21 protein-coding genes are annotated in these 20,354 nt (G+C 43.3%); 1 reads left to right on the forward strand and 20 read right to left on the reverse strand.

The window, feature by feature from the left end:
• Positions 1-56: 56 nt before the first annotated feature.
• The 20 genes from AS29_RS18560 to rimP form a co-directional block, all read right to left on the reverse strand.
• On the reverse strand, positions 57-1,724 hold the full coding sequence (locus AS29_RS18560; protein ID WP_231889986.1) for a ribonuclease J: 1,668 nt from the start codon (positions 1,722-1,724) through the stop codon (positions 57-59).
• Between the two features lie 239 nt (positions 1,725-1,963).
• Complete coding sequence (gene dapA, locus AS29_RS18565; protein ID WP_035411779.1) at positions 1,964-2,842, reverse strand: 4-hydroxy-tetrahydrodipicolinate synthase; 879 nt, start codon at positions 2,840-2,842, stop codon at positions 1,964-1,966.
• Positions 2,843-2,868: 26 nt separating this feature from the next.
• Complete coding sequence (gene dapG, locus AS29_RS18570) at positions 2,869-4,083, reverse strand: aspartate kinase (RefSeq protein ID WP_035411782.1); 1,215 nt, start codon at positions 4,081-4,083, stop codon at positions 2,869-2,871.
• An 86-nt stretch (positions 4,084-4,169) separates the two neighbouring features.
• Positions 4,170-5,213, reverse strand: coding sequence for an aspartate-semialdehyde dehydrogenase (gene asd / locus AS29_RS18575; RefSeq protein ID WP_035411785.1), 1,044 nt, complete (start codon positions 5,211-5,213; stop codon positions 4,170-4,172).
• Positions 5,214-5,342: 129 nt separating this feature from the next.
• Positions 5,343-5,942 (reverse strand): dipicolinate synthase subunit B, encoded by a 600-nt coding sequence (dpaB, locus tag AS29_RS18580; protein WP_035411787.1) that lies wholly within the window; start codon positions 5,940-5,942, stop codon positions 5,343-5,345.
• Positions 5,939-6,841 carry a dipicolinic acid synthetase subunit A gene (dpaA, locus tag AS29_RS18585; protein ID WP_035411790.1) on the reverse strand — a complete coding sequence of 301 codons (903 nt, stop codon included), beginning with the start codon at positions 6,839-6,841 and terminating at the stop codon, positions 5,939-5,941. Before dpaA ends, dpaB begins: the two co-directional genes overlap by 4 nt.
• Positions 6,842-7,155: 314 nt before the next feature.
• Positions 7,156-7,431: a YlmC/YmxH family sporulation protein gene (locus AS29_RS18590; protein WP_035411793.1), complete on the reverse strand. Its 276-nt coding sequence runs from the start codon at positions 7,429-7,431 to the stop codon at positions 7,156-7,158.
• Between the two features lie 79 nt (positions 7,432-7,510).
• Positions 7,511-8,752, reverse strand: a complete 1,242-nt coding sequence (locus AS29_RS18595; RefSeq protein WP_035411796.1) for a M16 family metallopeptidase — start codon at positions 8,750-8,752, stop codon at positions 7,511-7,513.
• Between the two features lie 31 nt (positions 8,753-8,783).
• Positions 8,784-9,749 carry a polysaccharide deacetylase family protein gene (locus AS29_RS18600; protein WP_035411799.1) on the reverse strand — a complete coding sequence of 322 codons (966 nt, stop codon included), beginning with the start codon at positions 9,747-9,749 and terminating at the stop codon, positions 8,784-8,786.
• A gap of 122 nt (positions 9,750-9,871) precedes the next feature.
• Entirely contained in the window at positions 9,872-11,983 is a 2,112-nt protein-coding gene (gene pnp / locus AS29_RS18605) for a polyribonucleotide nucleotidyltransferase (protein ID WP_035411801.1), read from the reverse strand.
• A gap of 247 nt (positions 11,984-12,230) precedes the next feature.
• Positions 12,231-12,500 carry a 30S ribosomal protein S15 gene (rpsO, locus tag AS29_RS18610; protein ID WP_035411804.1) on the reverse strand — a complete coding sequence of 90 codons (270 nt, stop codon included), beginning with the start codon at positions 12,498-12,500 and terminating at the stop codon, positions 12,231-12,233.
• Between the two features lie 126 nt (positions 12,501-12,626).
• Positions 12,627-13,571 carry a bifunctional riboflavin kinase/FAD synthetase gene (ribF, locus tag AS29_RS18615; protein ID WP_035411807.1) on the reverse strand — a complete coding sequence of 315 codons (945 nt, stop codon included), beginning with the start codon at positions 13,569-13,571 and terminating at the stop codon, positions 12,627-12,629.
• 50 nt (positions 13,572-13,621) lie between these two features.
• A complete protein-coding gene (gene truB / locus AS29_RS18620; protein ID WP_035411809.1) occupies positions 13,622-14,530 on the reverse strand; it encodes a tRNA pseudouridine(55) synthase TruB in 909 nt (302 codons plus the stop codon).
• A 197-nt stretch (positions 14,531-14,727) separates the two neighbouring features.
• Entirely contained in the window at positions 14,728-15,081 is a 354-nt protein-coding gene (rbfA, locus tag AS29_RS18625; protein WP_035411812.1) for a 30S ribosome-binding factor RbfA, read from the reverse strand.
• A gap of 15 nt (positions 15,082-15,096) precedes the next feature.
• Entirely contained in the window at positions 15,097-15,375 is a 279-nt protein-coding gene (locus tag AS29_RS18630) for a DUF503 domain-containing protein (RefSeq protein WP_035411816.1), read from the reverse strand.
• Positions 15,372-17,603 carry a translation initiation factor IF-2 gene (gene infB / locus AS29_RS18635; RefSeq protein WP_035411818.1) on the reverse strand — a complete coding sequence of 744 codons (2,232 nt, stop codon included), beginning with the start codon at positions 17,601-17,603 and terminating at the stop codon, positions 15,372-15,374. The genes AS29_RS18630 and infB overlap by 4 nt, the downstream gene beginning before the upstream one ends.
• Positions 17,604-17,622: 19 nt before the next feature.
• Complete coding sequence (locus AS29_RS18640; RefSeq protein WP_035411821.1) at positions 17,623-17,925, reverse strand: YlxQ family RNA-binding protein; 303 nt, start codon at positions 17,923-17,925, stop codon at positions 17,623-17,625.
• Positions 17,922-18,197 carry an RNase P modulator RnpM gene (rnpM, locus tag AS29_RS18645; RefSeq protein ID WP_035411825.1) on the reverse strand — a complete coding sequence of 92 codons (276 nt, stop codon included), beginning with the start codon at positions 18,195-18,197 and terminating at the stop codon, positions 17,922-17,924. Before rnpM ends, AS29_RS18640 begins: the two co-directional genes overlap by 4 nt.
• A 12-nt stretch (positions 18,198-18,209) precedes the next feature.
• On the reverse strand, positions 18,210-19,319 hold the full coding sequence (nusA, locus tag AS29_RS18650) for a transcription termination factor NusA (protein ID WP_035411827.1): 1,110 nt from the start codon (positions 19,317-19,319) through the stop codon (positions 18,210-18,212).
• Between the two features lie 74 nt (positions 19,320-19,393).
• Positions 19,394-19,870 carry a ribosome maturation factor RimP gene (rimP, locus tag AS29_RS18655; RefSeq protein ID WP_035411830.1) on the reverse strand — a complete coding sequence of 159 codons (477 nt, stop codon included), beginning with the start codon at positions 19,868-19,870 and terminating at the stop codon, positions 19,394-19,396.
• 198 nt (positions 19,871-20,068) lie between these two features.
• Here rimP and AS29_RS18660 point away from each other — a divergent pair, with 198 nt between their 5' ends.
• Positions 20,069-20,326 carry a hypothetical protein gene (locus tag AS29_RS18660; RefSeq protein WP_156505982.1) on the forward strand — a complete coding sequence of 86 codons (258 nt, stop codon included), beginning with the start codon at positions 20,069-20,071 and terminating at the stop codon, positions 20,324-20,326.
• Positions 20,327-20,354: the final 28 nt, after the last annotated feature.

Here is a 20,354-nt window from a genome sequence, read left to right on the forward strand (position 1 = left end):
GCCGCTGCGGTCTTCTTCTTCCGTTTTAAGTTCGGTTCATTCAGCAAATTATATGTTTAAACTTCCATTATGATCGGTAAAATCATCGGGCGGCGCTTAGTGCGTTCATATAAATATTGATTCAGCGCTTCCCTGATATTCAGCTTGAGAGAAGACCATTCAATTAAATGGTCTTTCATGCATTTATCAGCAATTTCTTTTACAATCAGTGCCGATTTATCCAAAAGCTCTTCTGACTCTCTCACATAAACGAAACCTCTGGAAATGATCTCAGGTCCTGCTACTACCCGCTTATTTGCTTTATCTAACGTAACAACAACGATTAGAATTCCATCCTGTGATAGGAGCCTGCGGTCCCGAAGCACGATGTTTCCAACATCTCCAACACCCAGACCATCAATCAATACATTACCGGAAGTGACTTTAGAGCCCGTCCGGACTGAACTTTCTTTAAAATGGACGACATCCCCTTTTTCAATCAGGAGAATATCTTTTTTGTTCATTCCCACTTGCTGTGCAAGTTTGCCGTGGGCTACCTGCATTTTATACTCCCCGTTAATAGGAATGAAGTATTTAGGTTTCATTAAGTTCAGCATCAGCTTTAATTCTTCCTGATTGCCGTGTCCGGAAACATGAACTTGCTTTTGGCCGAAAACAACATTCGCCCCTGCCCGGTAAAGCAGGTCAATGGTTTTGGAAAACTCCAGTTCATGACCTGGAAGAGGTGTAGCGGCAATCATCACCGTATCTCCCTCAGAAACATTCAGCTGTTTGTGAGAATGCCTTGCCATTCTGTTTAAAGCTCCGAGCGGTTCCCCGTTTGTTCCAGTTGTTAAAATGGCAATTTTCTGACTGGGATGTTTTTCAATCTCCTGTAGAGGAATAATCAAATCTTCCTGAACATGAATATACCCTAGTTTAATGGCTGTCTGAAGAACATTCATCATGTTTTTGCCAACAATTGCAAGTTTTCGGTTATTCTCAATTGCAGCATTAATTACATGCTGAATCCGGCTGTAATTTGATGCAAAAACAGCAATGATGACCCTGCCGTCTGCATTGTACATGGCTGTAGCAATTTCGCTTCCTACCACAGATTCGGACGCACTATAACCTGGTTTTTCAGCATTTGTGCTGTCTGAAAGCAGGCATAGAACACCTTCATCTCCCAGCGCGGCCATTTTGCTGATATCTGATACATGATTGCTGGTTGGTGTCTGGTCAAACTTAAAATCTCCGGTATGTACGATCGAACCAAGGGATGTATGAACGGCTACCCCTACAGAGTCTGGTATGCTGTGGTTTGTTCGGAAAAAGGTGACGGCAGCGGAGTCAAATTCAATTTTAGAGCTGGAATCAATTTCTTTAAGCAAAGAATAGTTCTTCATTCCATACTCTTTAAGTTTTTCCACAACAAGTGCCAGGGTAAGTTTCGTTCCATATACAGGAATGGATAATTTTTGCATGACATAAAAAACACCGCCAATATTCTCTTCGTGCCCATGAGTTAAAAACATGGCTTTCACACGGCTGCGGTTTTCAATTAAATACGAAATATCCGGAATCACGACGTCAATTCCGAGCATTTCTCCTTCAGGATGCATAAGTCCGGCATCGACAATAAACAAATCCGCATCAACTTCGATGACAAACATATTTTTGCCGATTTCCCCTACGCCGCCTAAAGCGATCACTTTTATATTTTCTGTCTGTTTCAAATTCAATGTATAAATCCTCCCTGTTTTGCTCGCCCGTTCCACGTCACTTAGCATCATTATACCTGAATGGTGAAAAGGAATACAAGAAGAAAAGCCGGGACTTAAATACTCATGCAGCATAATCAGCTTTTTTGCTAATCGGGAGCAATGAAAGGCAGCAAGACTGACATCATGCTCCGCAGATTTCATTCACTGCATCAGACGTTTTATTAAAAAGAAGCTGGCAGCAGTCTGCCAGCTTCTTTTTACTTATTCAATTGCCCCATAACGTCCATTAAACTGTTTCTTTCTGATTCGGTCAGAGGAAGAATCGGCAATCTTACCGGCCCGACATCCATGCCTGAGATCTGCAATGCGGTTTTCACAGGTGCAGGACTTGGAGCAGCGAACATTTCATTCATTACCGGCAGGATACGGCGATGGATAGATGCCGCCTGCTTAACATCGCCTTGAGCGAATGCTTCAATCATCTGCTGCATTTCATTGCCAATTACATGGGATGCAACAGATACGATTCCGGTGGCACCAATCGCCATGCTTGGCAGAGTGAGACTATCGTCTCCGCAATACACATCAAAGTCATCACCCGTCTTTTCGATAACCTCAGCAATGGCTTCCAGGTCGCCGCTTGCATCTTTTACCGCAGCAATGTTCGGAATCGCAGATAACCGGATGATGGTTTCAGCTGTCATTTTAACAACCGTTCTCCCTGGAACATTATAAATCATGACCGGGAGTACTGTGCTCTCGGCAATAGCTTTAAAATGCTGGTAAATGCCTTCCTGTGAAGGTTTATTATAGTAGGGAGCGACGAGCATGACTGCATCTGCCCCTGCTTCTTCCGCCTTTTTTGTCAGTTCAATGGAAGCTCTGGTATCATTGCTCCCCGTACCTGCAATTACTGGTATTCTTCCATTAACTTCTTTAACCGTATGCTGGAACAATGCTGCTTTTTCTTCAAAAGTCAGCGTAGGGGACTCGCCTGTTGTTCCTGCTGCTACAATGGAATCCGTTCCGTTTGCAATTAAGTATTCAATAAGTTTTGATGTTTTCTTAAAATCTATATTGCCGGCAAAGTCAAATGGAGTAACCATTGCCGTTGATACTTTTCCAAAACGTGCCATGTGCATTCTCCTTCAATTGTTCTCGATTACTTTGACAGTTCAAATGCTTCGTGAAGCGTATTAACTGCGCTAATCATATTTTCTTCATTTACCAGTACCCAGATCGTTGTGTGGCTGTCGGCAGATTGAAGAATTTGAATTCCCTGTTCAGAAAGGGAGGAAACAATGGTGGCCATTACACCCGGTACACCCATAATAGATGCTCCGACAACGGAAACTTTAGCGCATTTTTTTGTTACAGTAGGATGATACCCCATTGACTCCAGGATTTCAACGGCCTTATTCGTAACCGAACCAGGTACGGTGTAGACCACTTCATTTGGTGTAATATTAAAAAAATCAACGCTGATGCTGTTCTTTGCCATGGCCTTGAATACATCCGTTTGTGTATGATATTCTCCGCGTTTTGCGGCTACTTTTATTTGACTGACGTTTGCCATGTGGGCAATTCCTGTGATAAGCTGCTCTGCTACGTCACTGCCCATTTTGCCGGCACTGTTCGCAGCGACTAATGTTCCCTCTTTGTCTGAATAAGTGGAACGGATCCTGATCGGAACTTTAGCCTGCATGGCAATTTCCACAGCACGCGGATGAATCACTTTCGCACCCTGATAAGCCAGATTGCATATTTCTGTATACGTAACATTTACAAGCGGACGTGCACTTTCAACAATTCTTGGATCTGCTGTCATAACCCCTTCTACATCCGTAAAAATATCAATGTATTCGGCATTCAGCGCAGCTCCCAGTGCTGCCGCGGATGTATCGCTTCCTCCGCGGCCAAGCGTTGTAATGTCCCCGTTCGGTGCTGCCCCCTGGAAACCGGCAACAACGGCTACATCGCTTGTTTCAAGTATTTCTTTCAATCGCGAGCAGTTCATTTCCAGAATTTTAGCGTTTGTATGATCATTATTTGTCATAAATCCTGCTTGTGCCCCAGTCAATGCGGCAGAGTTTAAGCCTCTTTTTCTAAGCATACTCGAAAAAACAACGGATGAAATGGTTTCTCCGCATGAAAGCAGTAAATCATGCTCTCTGCCCGATACATCTTCAGCTTCCCCATAAAGAAGGCTTAATAGTGTGTCCGTTGCATAAGGATCGCCGCTCCGTCCCATTGCTGAAACGACAACAACAACTTTATATCCTTGTTCCAATGCAAGGCTGATATGTTTATATGCCTGTTCACGGCCCTCATGATCCTTGACGGACGTTCCGCCAAACTTTTGAACCAGAATTTTCATCGCTTCCTACACCCCAACTGTTCAATTTCCCTTCATAAATCAACAGAAGAGAGCAGGGACAGCTGCCCAGCTCTCTTCCTTATCCATTACACAAGCTTAAGCTTAATAAGACTTTCCGCAATTTGAACGGAATTCCATGCCGCACCTTTAAGAAGGTTATCAGAAACAATCCATAGGTGAAAGCCATTTTTCTGATCCAGGTCTTTTCGGACTCTGCCTACGAATACATCATTTTTGCCAACACAATTGGCAGGCATCGGATAAATCTGTTCAGCCGGGTTATCTTCAAGCGTTATTCCTGGTGCTTCAAGGAGCAAATGATGCAGATCGGCCACAGATACATCATCTTTGCCGATTTCAATGTATACAGATTCAGAATGGCCTGTCACAACAGGAAGCCGCACACAAGTTGCAGCTACCGCAAGCTCAGGCATATTCATAATTTTTTTCGTTTCATTGATCATTTTCATTTCTTCAAATGTATAGCCGTTCTCCTGAAATTTATCAATTTGAGGAATGGCGTTGTATGCGATTTGATAGTGCTTTTTATCTCCCTTAACAGGAAGAATGGATGGCGTGTATTCCGTGCCGTCCAATATAGCACGTGTTTGATCATTCAGTTCATTGATTGCAGCTGCCCCTGCACCTGATACGGCCTGATAGGTAGATACAATCACTTTGCTCAATCCGTACGCTTTACGGATTGGCTCAAGTGCGGCAGCCATCTGTATAGTAGAACAGTTTGGATTGGCGATAATGCCCTGATGATTTTTCAGGCTCTCCTCATTGACTTCAGGAACAACGAGCGGTACGTTCGGATCCATGCGGTAAGCACTTGTATTATCTACAACGATTGCCCCTCTTTTTACTGCCTCAGGAGCTAATTCCTTTGATACGCTGCCCCCTGCACTAAAAAGCGCGATTTGAATATTTTCAAAGCTTTCCGGCTTAGCCGCTTCTACTGTATAGGATTTGCCTTTAAACGTAATGGTTGTGCCCGCCGATCGTTCAGACGACAGCAATTTTAATTCAGAAATAGGAAAATTTCGTTCCTCCAGCGTTTTCAGCATCTGCTGGCCTACGGCACCTGTTGCGCCCGTGACTGCAACACGATATCCATTTGAGCTCATTTGCCATAACCCCTTCCGCAATCCATTCATCAACTACTACCGGTTCATGTACAATTGATGTTAGATAATATTCTAACACATTGGTGTTCTCATGAACGATTTTTTTTACCCTTCTGCTGGAGTTCATTCCTATTCTTCGTCTCTGAATCTTTCAACAACAACCGGCTGTATTTGCTTATGCTCGAGAGCTGCTTCCAAAGATGGAACCAGCATATGCATTCTGGCTACCATGGAATTCGGTTTTTTCTCAGGGTTATCCTGGCCGAATGGAATAAAAAAGACATTTTTCGCTCCCATTAGCCTCATTAAATTTACACCATTCAAGCCAAGTGCATCGTTCGTTGAGATCCCAAGAAGGACTGGTTTGTTATTTCTCATCGTTGCTTTCGCTGCCATAAGTACAGGGGATTCTGTCATTGCATTTGCAAGCTTGCTCATCGTATTGCCTGTTAAAGGAGCAACAACCATACAGTCAAGCGGAATTTTCGGTCCAAGCGGTTCGGCCTTTACGATTGTATCAATCGCTTCATTTCCGGTTGCTTCCTCAATTCTTCGCACCCAGTCTTCTCCATCTCCGAATCTGGTAATCGTAGATTTTACCGTGTTTGTGATAACAGGAAGCACGTTCGCTCCCAGTTCCACAAGTTTTTGAATCTCTGGAAAGACAGCGTCATACGTGCAATGAGATCCAGTTAAACCAAAACCGATCGTTTTTCCTTTTACATTCATGAGGAGGACTCCTTTCCTTCTAATAATTGCTCGCCAAGGAGCTGCGTGAGCACATTTGCCAAAATTTGTCCCGCTGTTTTTGGAGCTACGATTCCCGGCAGACCCGGAGCAAGCATGGCTTTGATCCCGCGTTTTTCGGCAAATTTAAAATCTGTCCCTCCGGGCTTGGAGGCTAAATCAATAACAAGTGCATGCGAAGGCAATTCCGATAGTACAGCCGGAGTTAAAATCATGTGGGGAATTGTGTTAATGCAAATGTCTGATCCGGATGCCTCCTTCACAATGTGATCCAAGTGAAAAGAGGTCAATCCCATTTCTTCAATACGGGCGAGATGGGACGATTTCCTTGCACCAACTTTCACTTTTGCACCAAGAGCAGCAAAGGTGCGGGCAACGCTCATACCGACTCTCCCCAGACCAAGGACGCTCACATTGGACCCGTGAATGGTAAAATCCGTGTTTTGAATAACCATCATAATTGTCCCCTCAACAGTCGGGATCGAATTATAAATCGCCACATCATCTCTTTCCAGGAGCTGGACGTGTTTTCGATTCGCAGATTTAAGAATCTGATCCAGAAAGGCATTGCTAATGCCTGAATAGATGACAGCATTCTTAGGTGTTTTGCTCAGCCATTCCTCGCTGATGATAATTTCTTCGTTCGAAAAAACGGTATCAATTGTACCGTTTATCGTCGTCCCTGGTACAGGGAGAATGATGGCATGGATCACAGAAAAATCAATTTCGTTCATCTTCGCTTTAGCAGCTCCTGCGAACCCATGATCAAGCTGATCAAACCCTGCCATCCAGATTTTCGCTCCCAATTCGGTCAGTTTTCTTATGACTTCAAGCTGTCTTGCATCTCCGCCGATGACAGCAATATTTAAGCCGGTTAACATAAGGTCTAGTCACCTTCTTCATCTCGTTCTGGATTGAATTTCTTGCCGTTAATGGAGTCTTGTTAAACAGTATTTTTATTTAAACAGCGATCAAAAGACTTTCGCTCACATTATATGAGAATGGCAGGTGCCGGGTGAATGTTTCCTTGCAATCGGAATAACCTGCATTGATGATTGGAGGCAGCCGCATTCATTTTTTGTTTTATTTTCAAAACAACATCTTTCTTACAGTCTTTAAAGTCGCTGCATATATAAAAAGGGGTGGATGAAGAGCAAAATAAATATTTTCACACAAAAAAAAAGCGAAGACATGGTCATTCGCCTGGAGCATTTAAATTCAGTTGGGCTATTTCCGAATCCGGAACATCCAGGATAATCATATCATTCCCGATCTTACGGATATGCTGCCATGGCACTTTTACTTCTGCTCCCTGCTTCCGCATTCCGAACCACTTTTGAGACGGAATGACAAGGGCTGTAATTTGGCCTGTCTGTTCATTGATTTCTAAATCTGTTTGGCCGAGAATACCCAGTCTCTCTGCTCTTTTCACATCCACAATTTCTTTGCCGCTCATATCGCTCAGTCTCATTTTCCACCACTCCTTATTCTATATAATGCGGTCTTAATAAAAAAAATGCCTGCACATAGGGCAGGCATTTTTTTGAAAATTATTTTAGGAGGCTTTCCGGAAGCTCGCCCTCGGGACTAATCAATGAAAGGGAATAAGGTTTGCTGAAAATATCAAGAGTGAGCCTGTTTACACTTTCTTCAGTCACTTCATTTACCTTTTCAATCATTTCATCAAGAGTACGGTGTCTTCCGAGAAGCAATTCATTTTTGCCGTTTCGGCTCATGCGGCTATTTGTGCTTTCAAGGCTGAGCATCAAATTTCCTTTAATTTGCTCTTTGCTGTTCAAGAGCTCTTTCGCTGTAATACCTTCTGCCTTCAGCTTGTTCAGCGTTTCCTGAATTGTTTCATACAAAACCTCAAGCTGGCTGCTTCCAGTCCCTCCATAAATGGTCAGCATTCCATTGTCTGCATAGGAGGAATGATACGAGAATACAGAATAGGCCAGACCCTTCTGCTCTCTTACGTCCTGGAATAGGCGGCTGCTCATGCTCCCTCCAAGCACATTATTCATAACAATCAGACTGTAAACATCTTCATGTCCGATTTCGAGGCCTTCATAGCCAAGACATAGATGTGCCTGCTCTGTTTCTTTTTTGCGGGAGAGTTTTTGATTTAGGAAACCTGGTTTCTCAAACGCCTCCTGTTTATAGGAGGAGGTATAGGAACCGAATTTCTTTTCAATTTCTTCTATAAAAGCTTCGCTAATATTACCTGCAACCGAAATGACGACATTTTCAGGAATATAAAAGCGTGACATATAGTCTCTTAAAGAGTCGCCATTAAAAGAAGATAACGTTTCTTCTGTTCCAAGAATCGGATACCCAAGCGGATGACTGCCATAGGCAGCCTTGCTAAGCAAATCATGCACAAGATCATCCGGCGTATCCTCATACATCTTGATCTCTTCGAATACAACATTCTTCTCTTTCTTCAACTCTTCCTCATCAAAGGCTGAATTGAAAAACATATCAGACAAAATATCAAGAGCCATTCCCGCGTGCTCATCAAGCACCTTGGCATAGTAGCATGTGTATTCTTTTGACGTAAACGCATTTACCTGTCCGCCAATGCTGTCAAAAGCCTCCGCTATATCCCGGGCAGATCTTGTTTCTGTTCCTTTAAAAAACATATGTTCAAGAAAATGCGACACCCCATTTATTTCAGGGGTTTCGCTTCTAGAACCTGTTCCGATCCAGACACCCAGTGCTACAGATCGGACAGTTGGTATGTTCTCAAGCACAATTCTTACTCCATTTTGGCACGTATACCTTTTAATCAATGTATGTTCCTCCTATCTGCGCCTGTGCTGATTAAAGCGGCTGTTCTGACCTGGATTCATCCATTAAATCCGTTACAGTTCCTAAAGAAAGGTTCTTTCCTTTTATCTGCACAATCAGCTGATCTAATGCATCAGCTGATGACTTTGTCGGATGCATTAAAATCATGGCACCGGGATGAACCTTCTTCATCACTCGCTGAATCAGCTGCTCAGGTGCAGGGTTTTGCCAGTCAATTGTATCTACACTCCATAAAATGGTTCTCATCCCCATCGTTGAAGCGATTCGAACTGTCTCATCGCTATAACTTCCGCTTGGAGGAGCAAACCATTTCGTTTTTATGTCTGTTAACGCTTCAATAACCTCGTTTGTTTGCTGCAGCTGTACTTTTGCGCTTTCAGAAGAAAGTCTTTTCATGTCCGGATGAGTATAGGAATGGTTTCCTATTTCGTGACCGGCTTCGGAGATCATTTTAGCAAGCTTAGGATTTTCTTTCGCCCATCTGCCTTCCAGAAAAAAAGTCGCCTTCACATGTTGCTTTTCCAGTGTATCAAGCATTTCAGGAAGGTATTCATTGCCCCAGGCCACATTAATAAGAAGAGAAGCCATTGGCTTAGCCGGGTTCCCTCTATATATTGGAGATGGAGGCAAATCAGAAAGATGAATGCTTGGAGCAATCTCTTTAAAAACCAGCAGCTCTTTTTTGAACATTCCGATTTCCTTCATTTTAGCGCAGGATTCGGTTAGATCGACTTGGCGTCCATTGTAGCCAGGGGTCGCTTTCCAAATGGTATGTATTTCAGCATTTTTTGCAGGAACATTGAATTCAATTGCCCTTGTTTCAATTTCTTCACAAATTCCGTCCACTGACTTAGAGGCCTGCAAATCTGAAGACTTTAATTCCACGACGTAACTGGATATATAAGAATTTTGCATCACTCCGGCAGTGATCACCATGAGCAAAATCGTAACTGCAAATTTCATTCTGATTCCCCGCATTTACCTTTCCCCCTTTTGTATCAAACTATGTAAAAAGGGGACAAGGTAGAACAGGGTGTTCAGAATGTCCGGTATTTTCCGGTAAATAGACAAAGAAGCCAGGGCAGCCTGGCTTCTTTGGTTTACGAATTTTGTTCCTCTTTTTGTTCCTTGAGGACAGCTTTTCGCGAAAGATTGACTCGGCCCTGTTTGTCAATTTCAGTGACCTTGACCAAAATCTCATCTCCAATGGAAACCACGTCTTCTACTTTGCCGATTCGCTCTTCAGCTAGCTCGGAAATATGAACAAGACCGTCTTTTCCACTGAATATTTCTACGAAAGCACCAAATTTTTCAATGCGCTTAACCTTACCAAGATACATTTGTCCAACTTCAACTTCACGGACAAGATCCTCAATAATGCTCTTCGCTTTTTGATTCATTGCCTCGTCTACAGATGAAATGAAGACTGTACCGTCTTGCTCAATGTCAATTTTAACGCCAGTCTCTTCAATGATTTTGTTGATTTGTTTACCGCTCGGCCCAATGACATCGCGGATTTTGTCCGGGTTGATGGACATCATCAAAATCTTAGGCGCATAAGGAGATAGTTCTTTTCTTGGTTCGCTAATCGTTGCAAGCATAGAATCAAGAATCTCCATTCTTCCCTTTTTAGCCTGAAGAAGAGCTTCTTCAAGGATTTCACGAGATAATCCTTCAATTTTAATATCCATTTGCAGAGCTGTTACTCCTTTTGACGTACCAGCTACCTTAAAGTCCATGTCTCCAAGGTGATCTTCCATTCCCTGAATGTCTGTCAGGACAGAGTAATGTTCTCCGGATTTAACCAGTCCCATTGCAATACCTGCAACCGGAGCCTTGATTGGAACACCGGCATCCATCATGGCAAGTGTACTTGCACAGATGCTTGCCTGGGAAGTTGATCCATTTGACTCAAGCACTTCAGAAACTAAACGGATTGTATAAGGGAAATCCTTTTCGGACGGAATAATCGGTTCAAGCGCACGTTCACCAAGCGCTCCATGTCCAATTTCACGGCGTCCCGGCCCTCTTAGCGGTCTAGTTTCGCCTACAGAGAAGGATGGGAAGTTATAGTGATGCATAAAACGTTTAGACTCTTCAATTCCCAAACCATCAAGAATTTGAACATCGCCTAATGCTCCAAGCGTACAGATGCTCAGCGCCTGAGTCTGTCCGCGGGTGAATAGTCCGGAACCATGAGTTCTTGACAGCAGTCCGGTGCTTGATGACAGCGGTCGGATTTCATCTGGTTTGCGACCATCCGGGCGGATTTTTTCCTCTGTAATTAAACGGCGGACTTCGCCTTTTACCATTTTAGAAAGAATTTCACTTGCCTGTTTAAGCGTTTCTTCATCAGCGTCCTGCTCTTTGTAGCTCTCCATTACCCGTTTTTTAACGGTTTGGATTGCTTCTTCGCGGGCATGCTTTTCCTGAACCTGAATCGCTTGAATCATATCTGCTTCTGCAGCTTCGCGAATGCTTCTTTCAATGTCTGCATCATGAGAATAAAGCTGGATCTCAACTTTTTCTTTCGCGATTTGAGAGGCAATTTCCTCTTGGAAAGCAATGAGACGCTTGATTTCCTCATGACCGAACATAATGGCTTCAAGCATTGTTTCCTCAGGCACTTCATCTGCTCCTGCTTCAACCATGTTGATTGCATCCTTCGTTCCAGCTACAACAAGGTTGATATCGCTTTTTTCCATTTGATCAACTGTTGGATTTACGATAAATTCATTATCAATCCGTCCAACTGTTACACCGGCGATCGGGCCTTCAAATGGAATGTCAGAAATCGTAAGAGCTAAAGATGAACCGAACATGGCAGCCATTTCAGAGGAACAGTTTTGATCTACACTCATCACAATACTGATAACTTGTACATCATTTCTGAATCCATCTGCAAAAAGAGGGCGTATTGGACGGTCAATCAGACGGCTTGCCAAAATCGCTTTTTCGCTCGGTCTTCCTTCCCTTTTAATGAATCCTCCGGGAATTTTACCTACTGCATATAAACGCTCTTCGTAGTTAACAGTCAGCGGAAAGAAATCAACCGCTTTCGGCTCTTTTGAAGCAGTCGCTGTACTTAGAACAGCGGTATCACCGTAACGAATGAGAACCGCACCGTTTGCTTGCTTTGCTAGCTGGCCAGCTTCAACAGTTAATGTTCTGCCTGCCCAATCAATGGAAAAGACATGCTTATCTTGACCCATAAATGCGTGTGCTCCTCTCTAAACTCTTCATATGTATGAAATATACATTATTTATTAGTATGGACTAATTAATATGAACATATCAATGATACGTCTATATGTAAATAGCTGTATACAAAAAGAATCGGAAAGACGCAGGAGGACAGTTTCAGCATTGCGGCAGGCCGCATGTGAATGAGCTCTTCCTCTGCGCTTCCTTTTCTTTCAGTTGCATTAAAAAAGCGGGAATGCTCCCGCTTTTTCGAGATTAACGACGTAATCCCAGCTTTGTGATTAACTCGCGGTAACGAGTTACATCTTTATTACGCAGGTAAGTTAGCAAGTTACGGCGTTTCCCTACCATTTTCAATAGACCGCGACGTGAGTGGTGGTCCTTTTTGTGTGTGCGCAAGTGATCGTTCAAAGTGTTAATCTGTTCAGTAAGGATAGCAATTTGGACCTCTGGAGATCCAGTATCCGTATCATGAGTTCTGTACTCATTGATCAGATCATTTTTGCGTTCTTGTGTGATAGCCATCCTGTTCACCTCCTAATTTCTATAATCCCCAATTACCGAGCAAGCGTCGGTGACTCGACTTGCCGAGCAATGGTTTAAAAGTTACAAGCATAAGAATACTACTATTTAGGATAAAAAGCAAGCGGATTACGACTGCATATAAAAATATTCTTCAGCTGCCTGCTTATCTTTAGCAATTTGTTCGATTAATTCCTGAACAGAGCTGAATTTTTGCTCGCTTCTTAATCGTTTGTACCAATAAATCTCTGCATGTTCACCGTAAATTTCTTTGCTGAAATCAAAGATATGAACCTCTACACTGGGTTTGGGGAATTTTTCATCATGAAAAGTCGGTTTGTATCCGATGTTGCAAACACCATTGGAAAGCTGTCCGTCAACTCTTACAGCTACCGCATAAACCCCCGTTGGAGGAGTAATATATCCCTCCTGCAGGCTTATATTGGCCGTAGGGAATCCAATCGTCCTGCCCCGCTTCTCCCCATGAATCACTGTTCCTTTACCCGAATAGGCTCTGCCAAGCAATTTTGAAGCATATTCAACATTCCCGTTCCTAATTACTTCACGGATCAAGGTTGAACTGATTTTCCTGTCAAAATCCTTTAACTTTGGTACAGTTGTCTGCTCAAATTGTCCTCTAGAATGAAAGGGCATTGACTCCATAGTGCCCTTTCCGAGCTTGCCGTAGCTGAAATCAAAACCTGCTACAACATGCTGCACATTAAGTCCGATTATATACTGATCAATAAATTCCTGAGGCTCAAGCGCTGAAAATGCTTCTGAGAATTCCACAATAAACACGTAATCTGCGCCAAGTTTTTCAATCATCTCAACCTTATCTTCTAATGGAGTTATCGCTTCAGGAACCTGCTGCTTTCTCAGGACAATGGAAGGATGGGGATGAAATGTCATGACGCCCCATTTAAAGCCTTTTTCTTCCGCCTTTTCGCGAGCTGTCTGAATGACCGCCTGATGGCCTTTATGTACTCCATCAAAGTAACCAAGGGCAAGAACCGTTTCGCTTATTTCTGATTTATTTATTTGATGCGGATGCGAGATCTTGAACGTTTGCACGAAATCCTTCACCTTTTCTTATAAGCCGAAAGCTCCGGCTATCAAATGAATTAGTCAATAAAAAGTACTTTTGCCGGCTTAAAGGAAGGTTTTTCCGGGTGCTTCTGATAAATCGCCAGACAAACACCTTGTTCATCATAAACAGCCACCCTCGTGTCAGAATCAATATCCTGATGGCCTTCAGGCACCGGCAATACTGCTCCATGTTTCACTTTCTCTGCTAATGTATCATTTATCACCCATTTCGGCAAATGATTAAGCGCCTCTGAGATCGGGATTAACTGGAGTGTTTCATTAGCAAGTTTTTGCTCAATTTCGTCAAAGGTTAAGCATTGATCCAGAGTGAATCGGCCTGAGGCCGTTCGGATCAGCTCAGACATGTGTGCGGGTAAACCGAGCTTTTCGCCAATCATTACAGCAAGAGTCCGTACATACGTGCCTTTGGAGCAATGCACTCTGAATCGGAAGGATACAGTTGAATTTTGCTGTCTGATTGGAGATATTCTTTCAATAGAGTGGATGGTGATCAATCGGGATGGACGCTCCACCTCAATTCCCTTTCTTGCATATTCATATAATTTCTTCCCATTTATTTTAACTGCAGAATACATAGGGGGTATTTGTTCAATTTCTCCAATAAATTCTGTCAGAAGATCATCGATCAATTTATCCTCCGGCTTCTCATCTACTGCAGCCTTTTGCACGACTTCTCCTGAAGCATCCTCAGTAGTTGTTGAAAAACCGAGTGTTACCTCTGCTTCGTACGTTTTGCTTGAAGCGGTTAAATATTCAACAATTTTAGTCGCTCTGCCCATGCAAATCGGCAGAACCCCGGTAACATCCGGATCAAGCGTGCCTGTATGGCCTGCTTTCTTTGTCTTGAACAGTTTTCTGGCTTTATAAACACAATCATGGGAAGTTAATCCGGCCGGTTTGCGCACCAGTAATACGCCATCCATATCGCACCTGCTTTCTAGGTTATTAAAGCTTTATTTCAGCCTTTGCTGCATGAATTTACATTGGAAGTGTTTCCGTTTCCGCTCCTAATAAAAAAGAACGGCCCTTCGCACAGCCTTTCCTGCCCTGCAGGAGGCACAGCACTGTGCCTCCATGTTCGCAGAGAGGAAAGAATTCCGTGCAGGCCATCCTTTTCCGGTCAATCTTCCTTATCGGAATGATTGATTTCGTGGATCAACGTCTCAATACGATTTCCATAATCAATGGATTCATCGAACTCAAACTGAATTTCAGGTGTTTTTCTTAAGCGGATCCGCTGTCCGATTTCAGACCGGATAAAGCCCTTAGCCGTCGCCAGGCCTTTCAGCGTATTTTCACGCTGTTCTTCATCACCTAAAACAGAGATATAAACTTTAGCTATTTGCAGATCCCCGGTTACCCGGACGTCTGTTACGGTAACAAAACCGATTCTTGGATCTTTTATTTTACGGCCGATGATGTCGCTCAATTCTTTTTTCATTTGCTCACCGACACGGGTTGATCTGATACTCATATAATCACTCCATCCTTATAACCATTCATACACGGTTAAGGTTCTTTCTATTTCCGGAAAGGAGTCGATAAAGGCAAGAACCCTGTTCAGCTCCTTTTCCGTATGGGTTTTATCAGAAGAAATGGCTACAATGCCGATTTTGGCTCTTTGCCAGGAATCCTGATAATCCAACTCGGAAACGGCAACATTATATTGCTGCTTAACCCGGGTTAAAATGCGTTTCATTACAGACCGTTTGTCCTTAAGGGAAAAGGAGTCATGAATCATCCATTCACAGTGGACAAATCCGATCACTTGCGCTCGATTTCCTGCATGACGTAGGCTTCAATCACGTCGCCTTCTTTGATGTCATTATAGCCTTTAATGGTAATTCCGCACTCATAGCCTTGAGCAACTTCCTTCACATCATCTTTAAAGCGTTTCAGCACATCTACTGTACCTTCAAAAATGACAATGCCTTCGCGTATCAGGCGCATGCCGCTGTCACGGGTGATTTTTCCGTCGGTTACATAACCGCCGGCAATTGTACCGATTTTGGAAACTTTGAATGTTTGGCGCACTTCAACCTGACCGATAATTTTTTCCTCGAATTCAGGATCAAGCATTCCTTTCATTGCGGATTCAATTTCCTCAATTACTTTATAGATGATGCGGTGCAGGCGAATATCGACTTTCTCAGCATCTGCCGCTCTCTTAGCATTAGCATCAGGACGCACATTAAACCCAATTACAATTCCGTTTGAAGCAGATGCAAGCATAATATCATACTCAGTAATCGCTCCAACGCCTGTGTGAATGATTTTAACTTTAACGCCTTCCACTTCAATTTTCTGCAAAGCAGAAGCAAGTGCTTCAACAGATCCTTGAACATCGGCCTTAACAATCAGATTAATATCCTTTACATCGCCTTGTTTAATTTGTTCAAACAAATCATCCAGGCTAAGCTTGGATTTTTCGCTGCGCTGTTCAACCTGCTGTTTTTGCGAGCGGGCTTCACCAACCTGGCGTGCCTTTTTCTCGTCAGCAAATACCATAAACTGATCGCCTGCTTGCGGCACTTCATTCAGTCCGGTGATTTCAACCGGTGCAGACGGACCTACTTCTTTCACACGGCGGCCAAGGTCATTGACCATTGCACGTACACGCCCGAATGTATTTCCTACAACAATAGGATCCCCAACTTTTAATGAACCATTTTGAACTAGGAGGGTTGCAACCGATCCGCGTCCTTTATCCAGCTGTGCTTCAATAACGGTACCAGTCGCACGAAGCTTAGGGTTCGCTTTTAATTCCTCTACCTCACTGACAAGGAGGATCATTTCAAGCAAGTCATCAATTCCATCTCCCTTAAGAGCGGAAACAGGAACGAAGATGGTTTCTCCACCCCAGCTTTCAGGAACGAGACCGTGCTCCGTTAATTCCTGCATCACGCGGTCAGGATTGGCACTTGGTTTATCCATTTTATTAACGGCAACGATAATTGGAACCTCTGCTGCTTTAGCATGATTGATCGCTTCAACCGTTTGAGGCATAACCCCGTCATCTGCTGCAACAACGAGAATGGTAATATCCGTTACTTGAGCTCCGCGCGCACGCATCGTTGTGAAGGCAGCATGCCCTGGAGTATCAAGGAAGGTAATTTTTTTGCCGTTTGTTTCAATTTGATAAGCACCGATGTGCTGCGTAATTCCGCCGGCTTCGCCTGCTGTTACTTTTGTATTGCGGATGGAATCAAGAAGCGTTGTTTTACCATGGTCAACGTGTCCCATGATCGTAACAACCGGCGGACGAATTTGATGATCCTCTTCTTTATCGACTTGATCGTATCCTTCAAATTCTGTTACATCGAAGTGAATTTCCTCTTCCACTTCAACTCCGTATTCCCCTGCAATCAGTTCGATGGTATCTTTGTCAAGATCCTGGTTGATTGTAGCCATAACACCAAGCATCAAAAGTTTTTTGATGATTTCTGAAGGTTCTTTGTATAGTTTTTGAGCAAGCTCTCCAACAGTTAATGACCCTGTGAATGTAATTTTGCTTGGCAGCTCTTTTTTAGGTCTTTCTGCTTGAGGTGCTTGTGTGCGCTGATGATTGTTTCTGTTTCCGCCTTTTTTCTGGCTGCTGTTGTTATTATTTCTTCTGTTTTGGTTCATGCTGTTATTCCTTCCGCTCTGCGGTCCCTTTTTATCCCCTGGGCGCTGCTGGGAGTTTTTCCTCTGGTCGGAAGAAGGACGGCTTTGATTATTAGTAGTGGTTGATGTTTTTTTGACTGAGGCAGATTGATCGCCGCTTGATTGAGAATTAATGGCTGCATTCCCCTTCCCGGCTGATTTAGGAGCCGATCCTTGAGTTTTTGGTTTGCTGTTTGAAGCGAATTTCTGGTTTAGTTTCCCTACATGAGCATCCTCGATCATTGCCATATGATTGGAAACCTCAACATTGATATCCTTTAATGCGGAAATGACATCTTTACTTGACACATTGTGCTGTTTTGCATATTCATATACTCTCACTTTTGTCATGTGTTCACCCCCAAGATATTTAATCGAGCAAGTCCTTCAGTTTCGCAGCAAAGCCCTGTTCGGTCACTGCTACTACTACTCTTGCATCCTTGCCGATTGCATGTCCAAGCTCATACCGGCTTTCTACATGTACGACCGGAGTGTTATAGGAGCGGCATTTATCCGTCACTTTTTTTCTGGTATTGTCGGATGCATCTTTTGAGAGCAGAACCAATTTTGCCCGGTTTTGACGAACTTCTTTAATCACAAGCTCTTCACCGGAAATGACTTTTCTTGCCCGATTGGCCAATCCAAGCAGGGATTTCCATTTTTGCTGATTCATGAATGCTTGCTCTCGGCAAGCTGAATCAGCTCATCATAGATGGCATCCTCTACTTTTGTTTTAAGCTGATTGGATAGGATGTTCTTTTTTTTGGCCAATAAAATAGATTCCTTATCCAATGTAATATAAGCGCCTCTGCCGTTCTTTCTGCCGGAAGCATCTACAGAAACATCACCTTCAGAAGAACGGACCACGCGGACCATTTCCTTTTTCGGTTTCATTTCACCGGTAGCTACACATTTGCGTAAAGGAATTTTTCTTCCTGGGTTCATCCGGTTCACCTCTTACTCGTCTTGAAAATCGTCAGCAGACTCGTAGTCAGCCTCTTCTGTATTTTGTGGTTCACTCAGCAAACCAAGCTTTTCTGCATCGGTTTCGCTTTTGATGTCTATTTTCCAGTTTGTCAGCTTTGCAGCAAGTCTTGCGTTTTGACCGCGCTTGCCGATTGCGAGGGAAAGCTGGTAGTCCGGTACGATAACGGTCGTTGCTTTATCGTCTTCGTTCACCTTTACTTCAACTACTTTAGATGGACTAAGTGCATTGGCGACAAATTCAACCGGATCATTGGACCAGCGGACAATATCAATTTTCTCGCCTTTAAGTTCATTCACAATTGCCTGAACACGCTGCCCTTTAGGTCCGACACATGAGCCAACCGGATCCACTTCCGGATTTTCCGAATGAACAGAAATTTTGGAGCGGTCTCCCGCTTCGCGTGCTACGGATTTAATTTCAACTGTTCCATCGTAAATTTCCGGTACTTCGATTTCAAACAGGCGCTTCAGCAGACCCGGATGTGTCCTCGAAACAAAAATCTGCGGACCCTTTGTTGTTTTCTCAACCTTTGTGATGAAAACCTTAATTCGGTCATGAGGTTTATATTGTTCATTCGGCATCTGCTCGTTAACAGGCAGAAGAGCTTCGATTTTCCCAAGACTAACATAAATGAACTTGGAATCAATGCGCTGAACGATTCCGGTCATAATGTCTTCTTCACGGTCAATGAACTCGGAATAAATAACTCCGCGTTCTGCTTCTCTGACGCGCTGTGTCACCACTTGCTTCGCAGTCTGTGCGGCAATTCTTCCAAAATCCTTCGGAGTAACTTCCATTTCAACTATATCGCCTACTATGTAGTTTGGATGAATGGCCTGCGCTTCGCCTTCAGAAATCTCCAATCGTGCATCAAATACCTGGTCTACTACATCTTTACGGGCAAATACCCTCATAGTCCCAGTATCACGGTTTAAATCAACACGCACATTTTGGGCCTGGTTAAAATTCCGTTTATAAGCAGATATTAACGCGGCTTCAATTGCTTCAATAATAATTTCTTTGCTAATCCCTTTTTCTCTCTCAAGTATGGTAAGGGCATCTAAAAGTTCACTGCTCATTTTTCCTATTTCCCCCTTTAATCATCACCGGCCGTTTGGGAGCGGTTCGGTTAGTGGATAAAAGCATAATGGTCTTAAAAATTGAAAGAAACTGCCAATCTTGCAGCGGCCACTTTATCATACGGAATGACCACTTCTTTTTTTCGTGTTTTAACGGTAATTAATACAGTTACATTTTCTCCGTCAAAGGATTGAAGAATGCCTTCGAACACTTTTTCCCCGCCTATCGGTTCATACGTTTTCACATTCACGTTTTTTCCAACGGCTTTATGGAAGTCAGCATCCTTTTTCAAAGGACGTTCTGCACCGGGAGAAGAAACCTCGAGAAAATAATTATGAGTGATCGGGTCAATTGCATCCAGTTTCTCGCTTAACCGCTCGCTCACCATTCCGCATTCTTCAATATCTACACCTTTGTCTGAATCAATAAATACGCGAAGGAACCAGTTTTTTCCTTCTTTTACGTACTCAACATCAACTAATTCCAGATCCAGTTCTTCAAGGATTGGAACGGCTAGTTCGCTGACTGTATCTGTGACTTTTTTACTCATTCTCTTCCTCCTTGTAATTCCAGGAAAGTTTACAATAACGGAGCAAAGCGCCGCACCCTCATGTTCATTCATCAATAATTCGGGTGGAGCGAAGGTATACTCCTGTATCCTTACATAATCAATGCTCAATAACATACGTTTTTAACGCAATAAAGCGGAGTCCGTTATTGCAGCAGGAGCTTCCGCGGAATGATGCGAATGAAAGGACAGCAAATGCAGAAAACTCCAGATGCTGATTTGCAGCTCGGTCAAGTTCAGCGGCTGTTTAAAAACCCTGCCATAACAGCAGGGAGTCGAGTCGTTCAACCAATAAGTAAACACACACTGCAGCAGGAGAAAATGAACCTGGCATTGCATGAGCCGGAACAAATGTTCCTGTACCCAAAACGAAAGAGTGGGTTGCCCCACTCTCTTTGCCTCTGCTATTGCAGCATTTCCAATAAAAATATACCATAACCAGAATTTTATTGCAAATGAAGGAAGA

The sequence above is a fragment of the Bacillus sp. SJS genome, from assembly GCF_000732485.2.
GTDB classification, from domain to species: domain Bacteria; phylum Bacillota; class Bacilli; order Bacillales; family Bacillaceae; genus Metabacillus_B; species Metabacillus_B sediminis.

Excerpts from the sequence above, each read along its gene's own strand:
- rbfA (WP_035411812.1), bottom strand. The coding sequence starts at position 15,081 with ATGAGTATCAGATCAACCCGTGTCGGTGAGCAAATGAAAAAAGAATTG.
- rimP (WP_035411830.1), bottom strand. The coding sequence starts at position 19,870 with ATGAGTAAAAAAGTCACAGATACAGTCAGCGAACTAGCCGTTCCAATC.
- AS29_RS18660 (WP_156505982.1), top strand. The coding sequence starts at position 20,069 with ATGAAAGGACAGCAAATGCAGAAAACTCCAGATGCTGATTTGCAGCTC.
- rpsO (WP_035411804.1), bottom strand. The coding sequence starts at position 12,500 with ATGGCTATCACACAAGAACGCAAAAATGATCTGATCAATGAGTACAGA.
- AS29_RS18600 (WP_035411799.1), bottom strand. The coding sequence starts at position 9,749 with ATGCGGGGAATCAGAATGAAATTTGCAGTTACGATTTTGCTCATGGTG.
- dpaB (WP_035411787.1), bottom strand. The coding sequence starts at position 5,942 with ATGAATGTAAAAGGAAAAACGATCGGTTTTGGTTTAACTGGATCTCAT.
- asd (WP_035411785.1), bottom strand. The coding sequence starts at position 5,213 with ATGAGCTCAAATGGATATCGTGTTGCAGTCACGGGCGCAACAGGTGCC.
- nusA (WP_035411827.1), bottom strand. The coding sequence starts at position 19,319 with ATGAGCAGTGAACTTTTAGATGCCCTTACCATACTTGAGAGAGAAAAA.
- AS29_RS18590 (WP_035411793.1), bottom strand. The coding sequence starts at position 7,431 with ATGAGACTGAGCGATATGAGCGGCAAAGAAATTGTGGATGTGAAAAGA.
- AS29_RS18640 (WP_035411821.1), bottom strand. The coding sequence starts at position 17,925 with ATGAATCAGCAAAAATGGAAATCCCTGCTTGGATTGGCCAATCGGGCA.
- dpaA (WP_035411790.1), bottom strand. The coding sequence starts at position 6,841 with ATGTTAACCGGCTTAAATATTGCTGTCATCGGCGGAGATGCAAGACAG.
- dapG (WP_035411782.1), bottom strand. The coding sequence starts at position 4,083 with ATGAAAATTCTGGTTCAAAAGTTTGGCGGAACGTCCGTCAAGGATCAT.
- infB (WP_035411818.1), bottom strand. The coding sequence starts at position 17,603 with ATGACAAAAGTGAGAGTATATGAATATGCAAAACAGCACAATGTGTCA.
- pnp (WP_035411801.1), bottom strand. The coding sequence starts at position 11,983 with ATGGGTCAAGATAAGCATGTCTTTTCCATTGATTGGGCAGGCAGAACA.
- dapA (WP_035411779.1), bottom strand. The coding sequence starts at position 2,842 with ATGGCACGTTTTGGAAAAGTATCAACGGCAATGGTTACTCCATTTGAC.
- truB (WP_035411809.1), bottom strand. The coding sequence starts at position 14,530 with ATGGATGGCGTATTACTGGTGCGCAAACCGGCCGGATTAACTTCCCAT.
- rnpM (WP_035411825.1), bottom strand. The coding sequence starts at position 18,197 with ATGAACCCAGGAAGAAAAATTCCTTTACGCAAATGTGTAGCTACCGGT.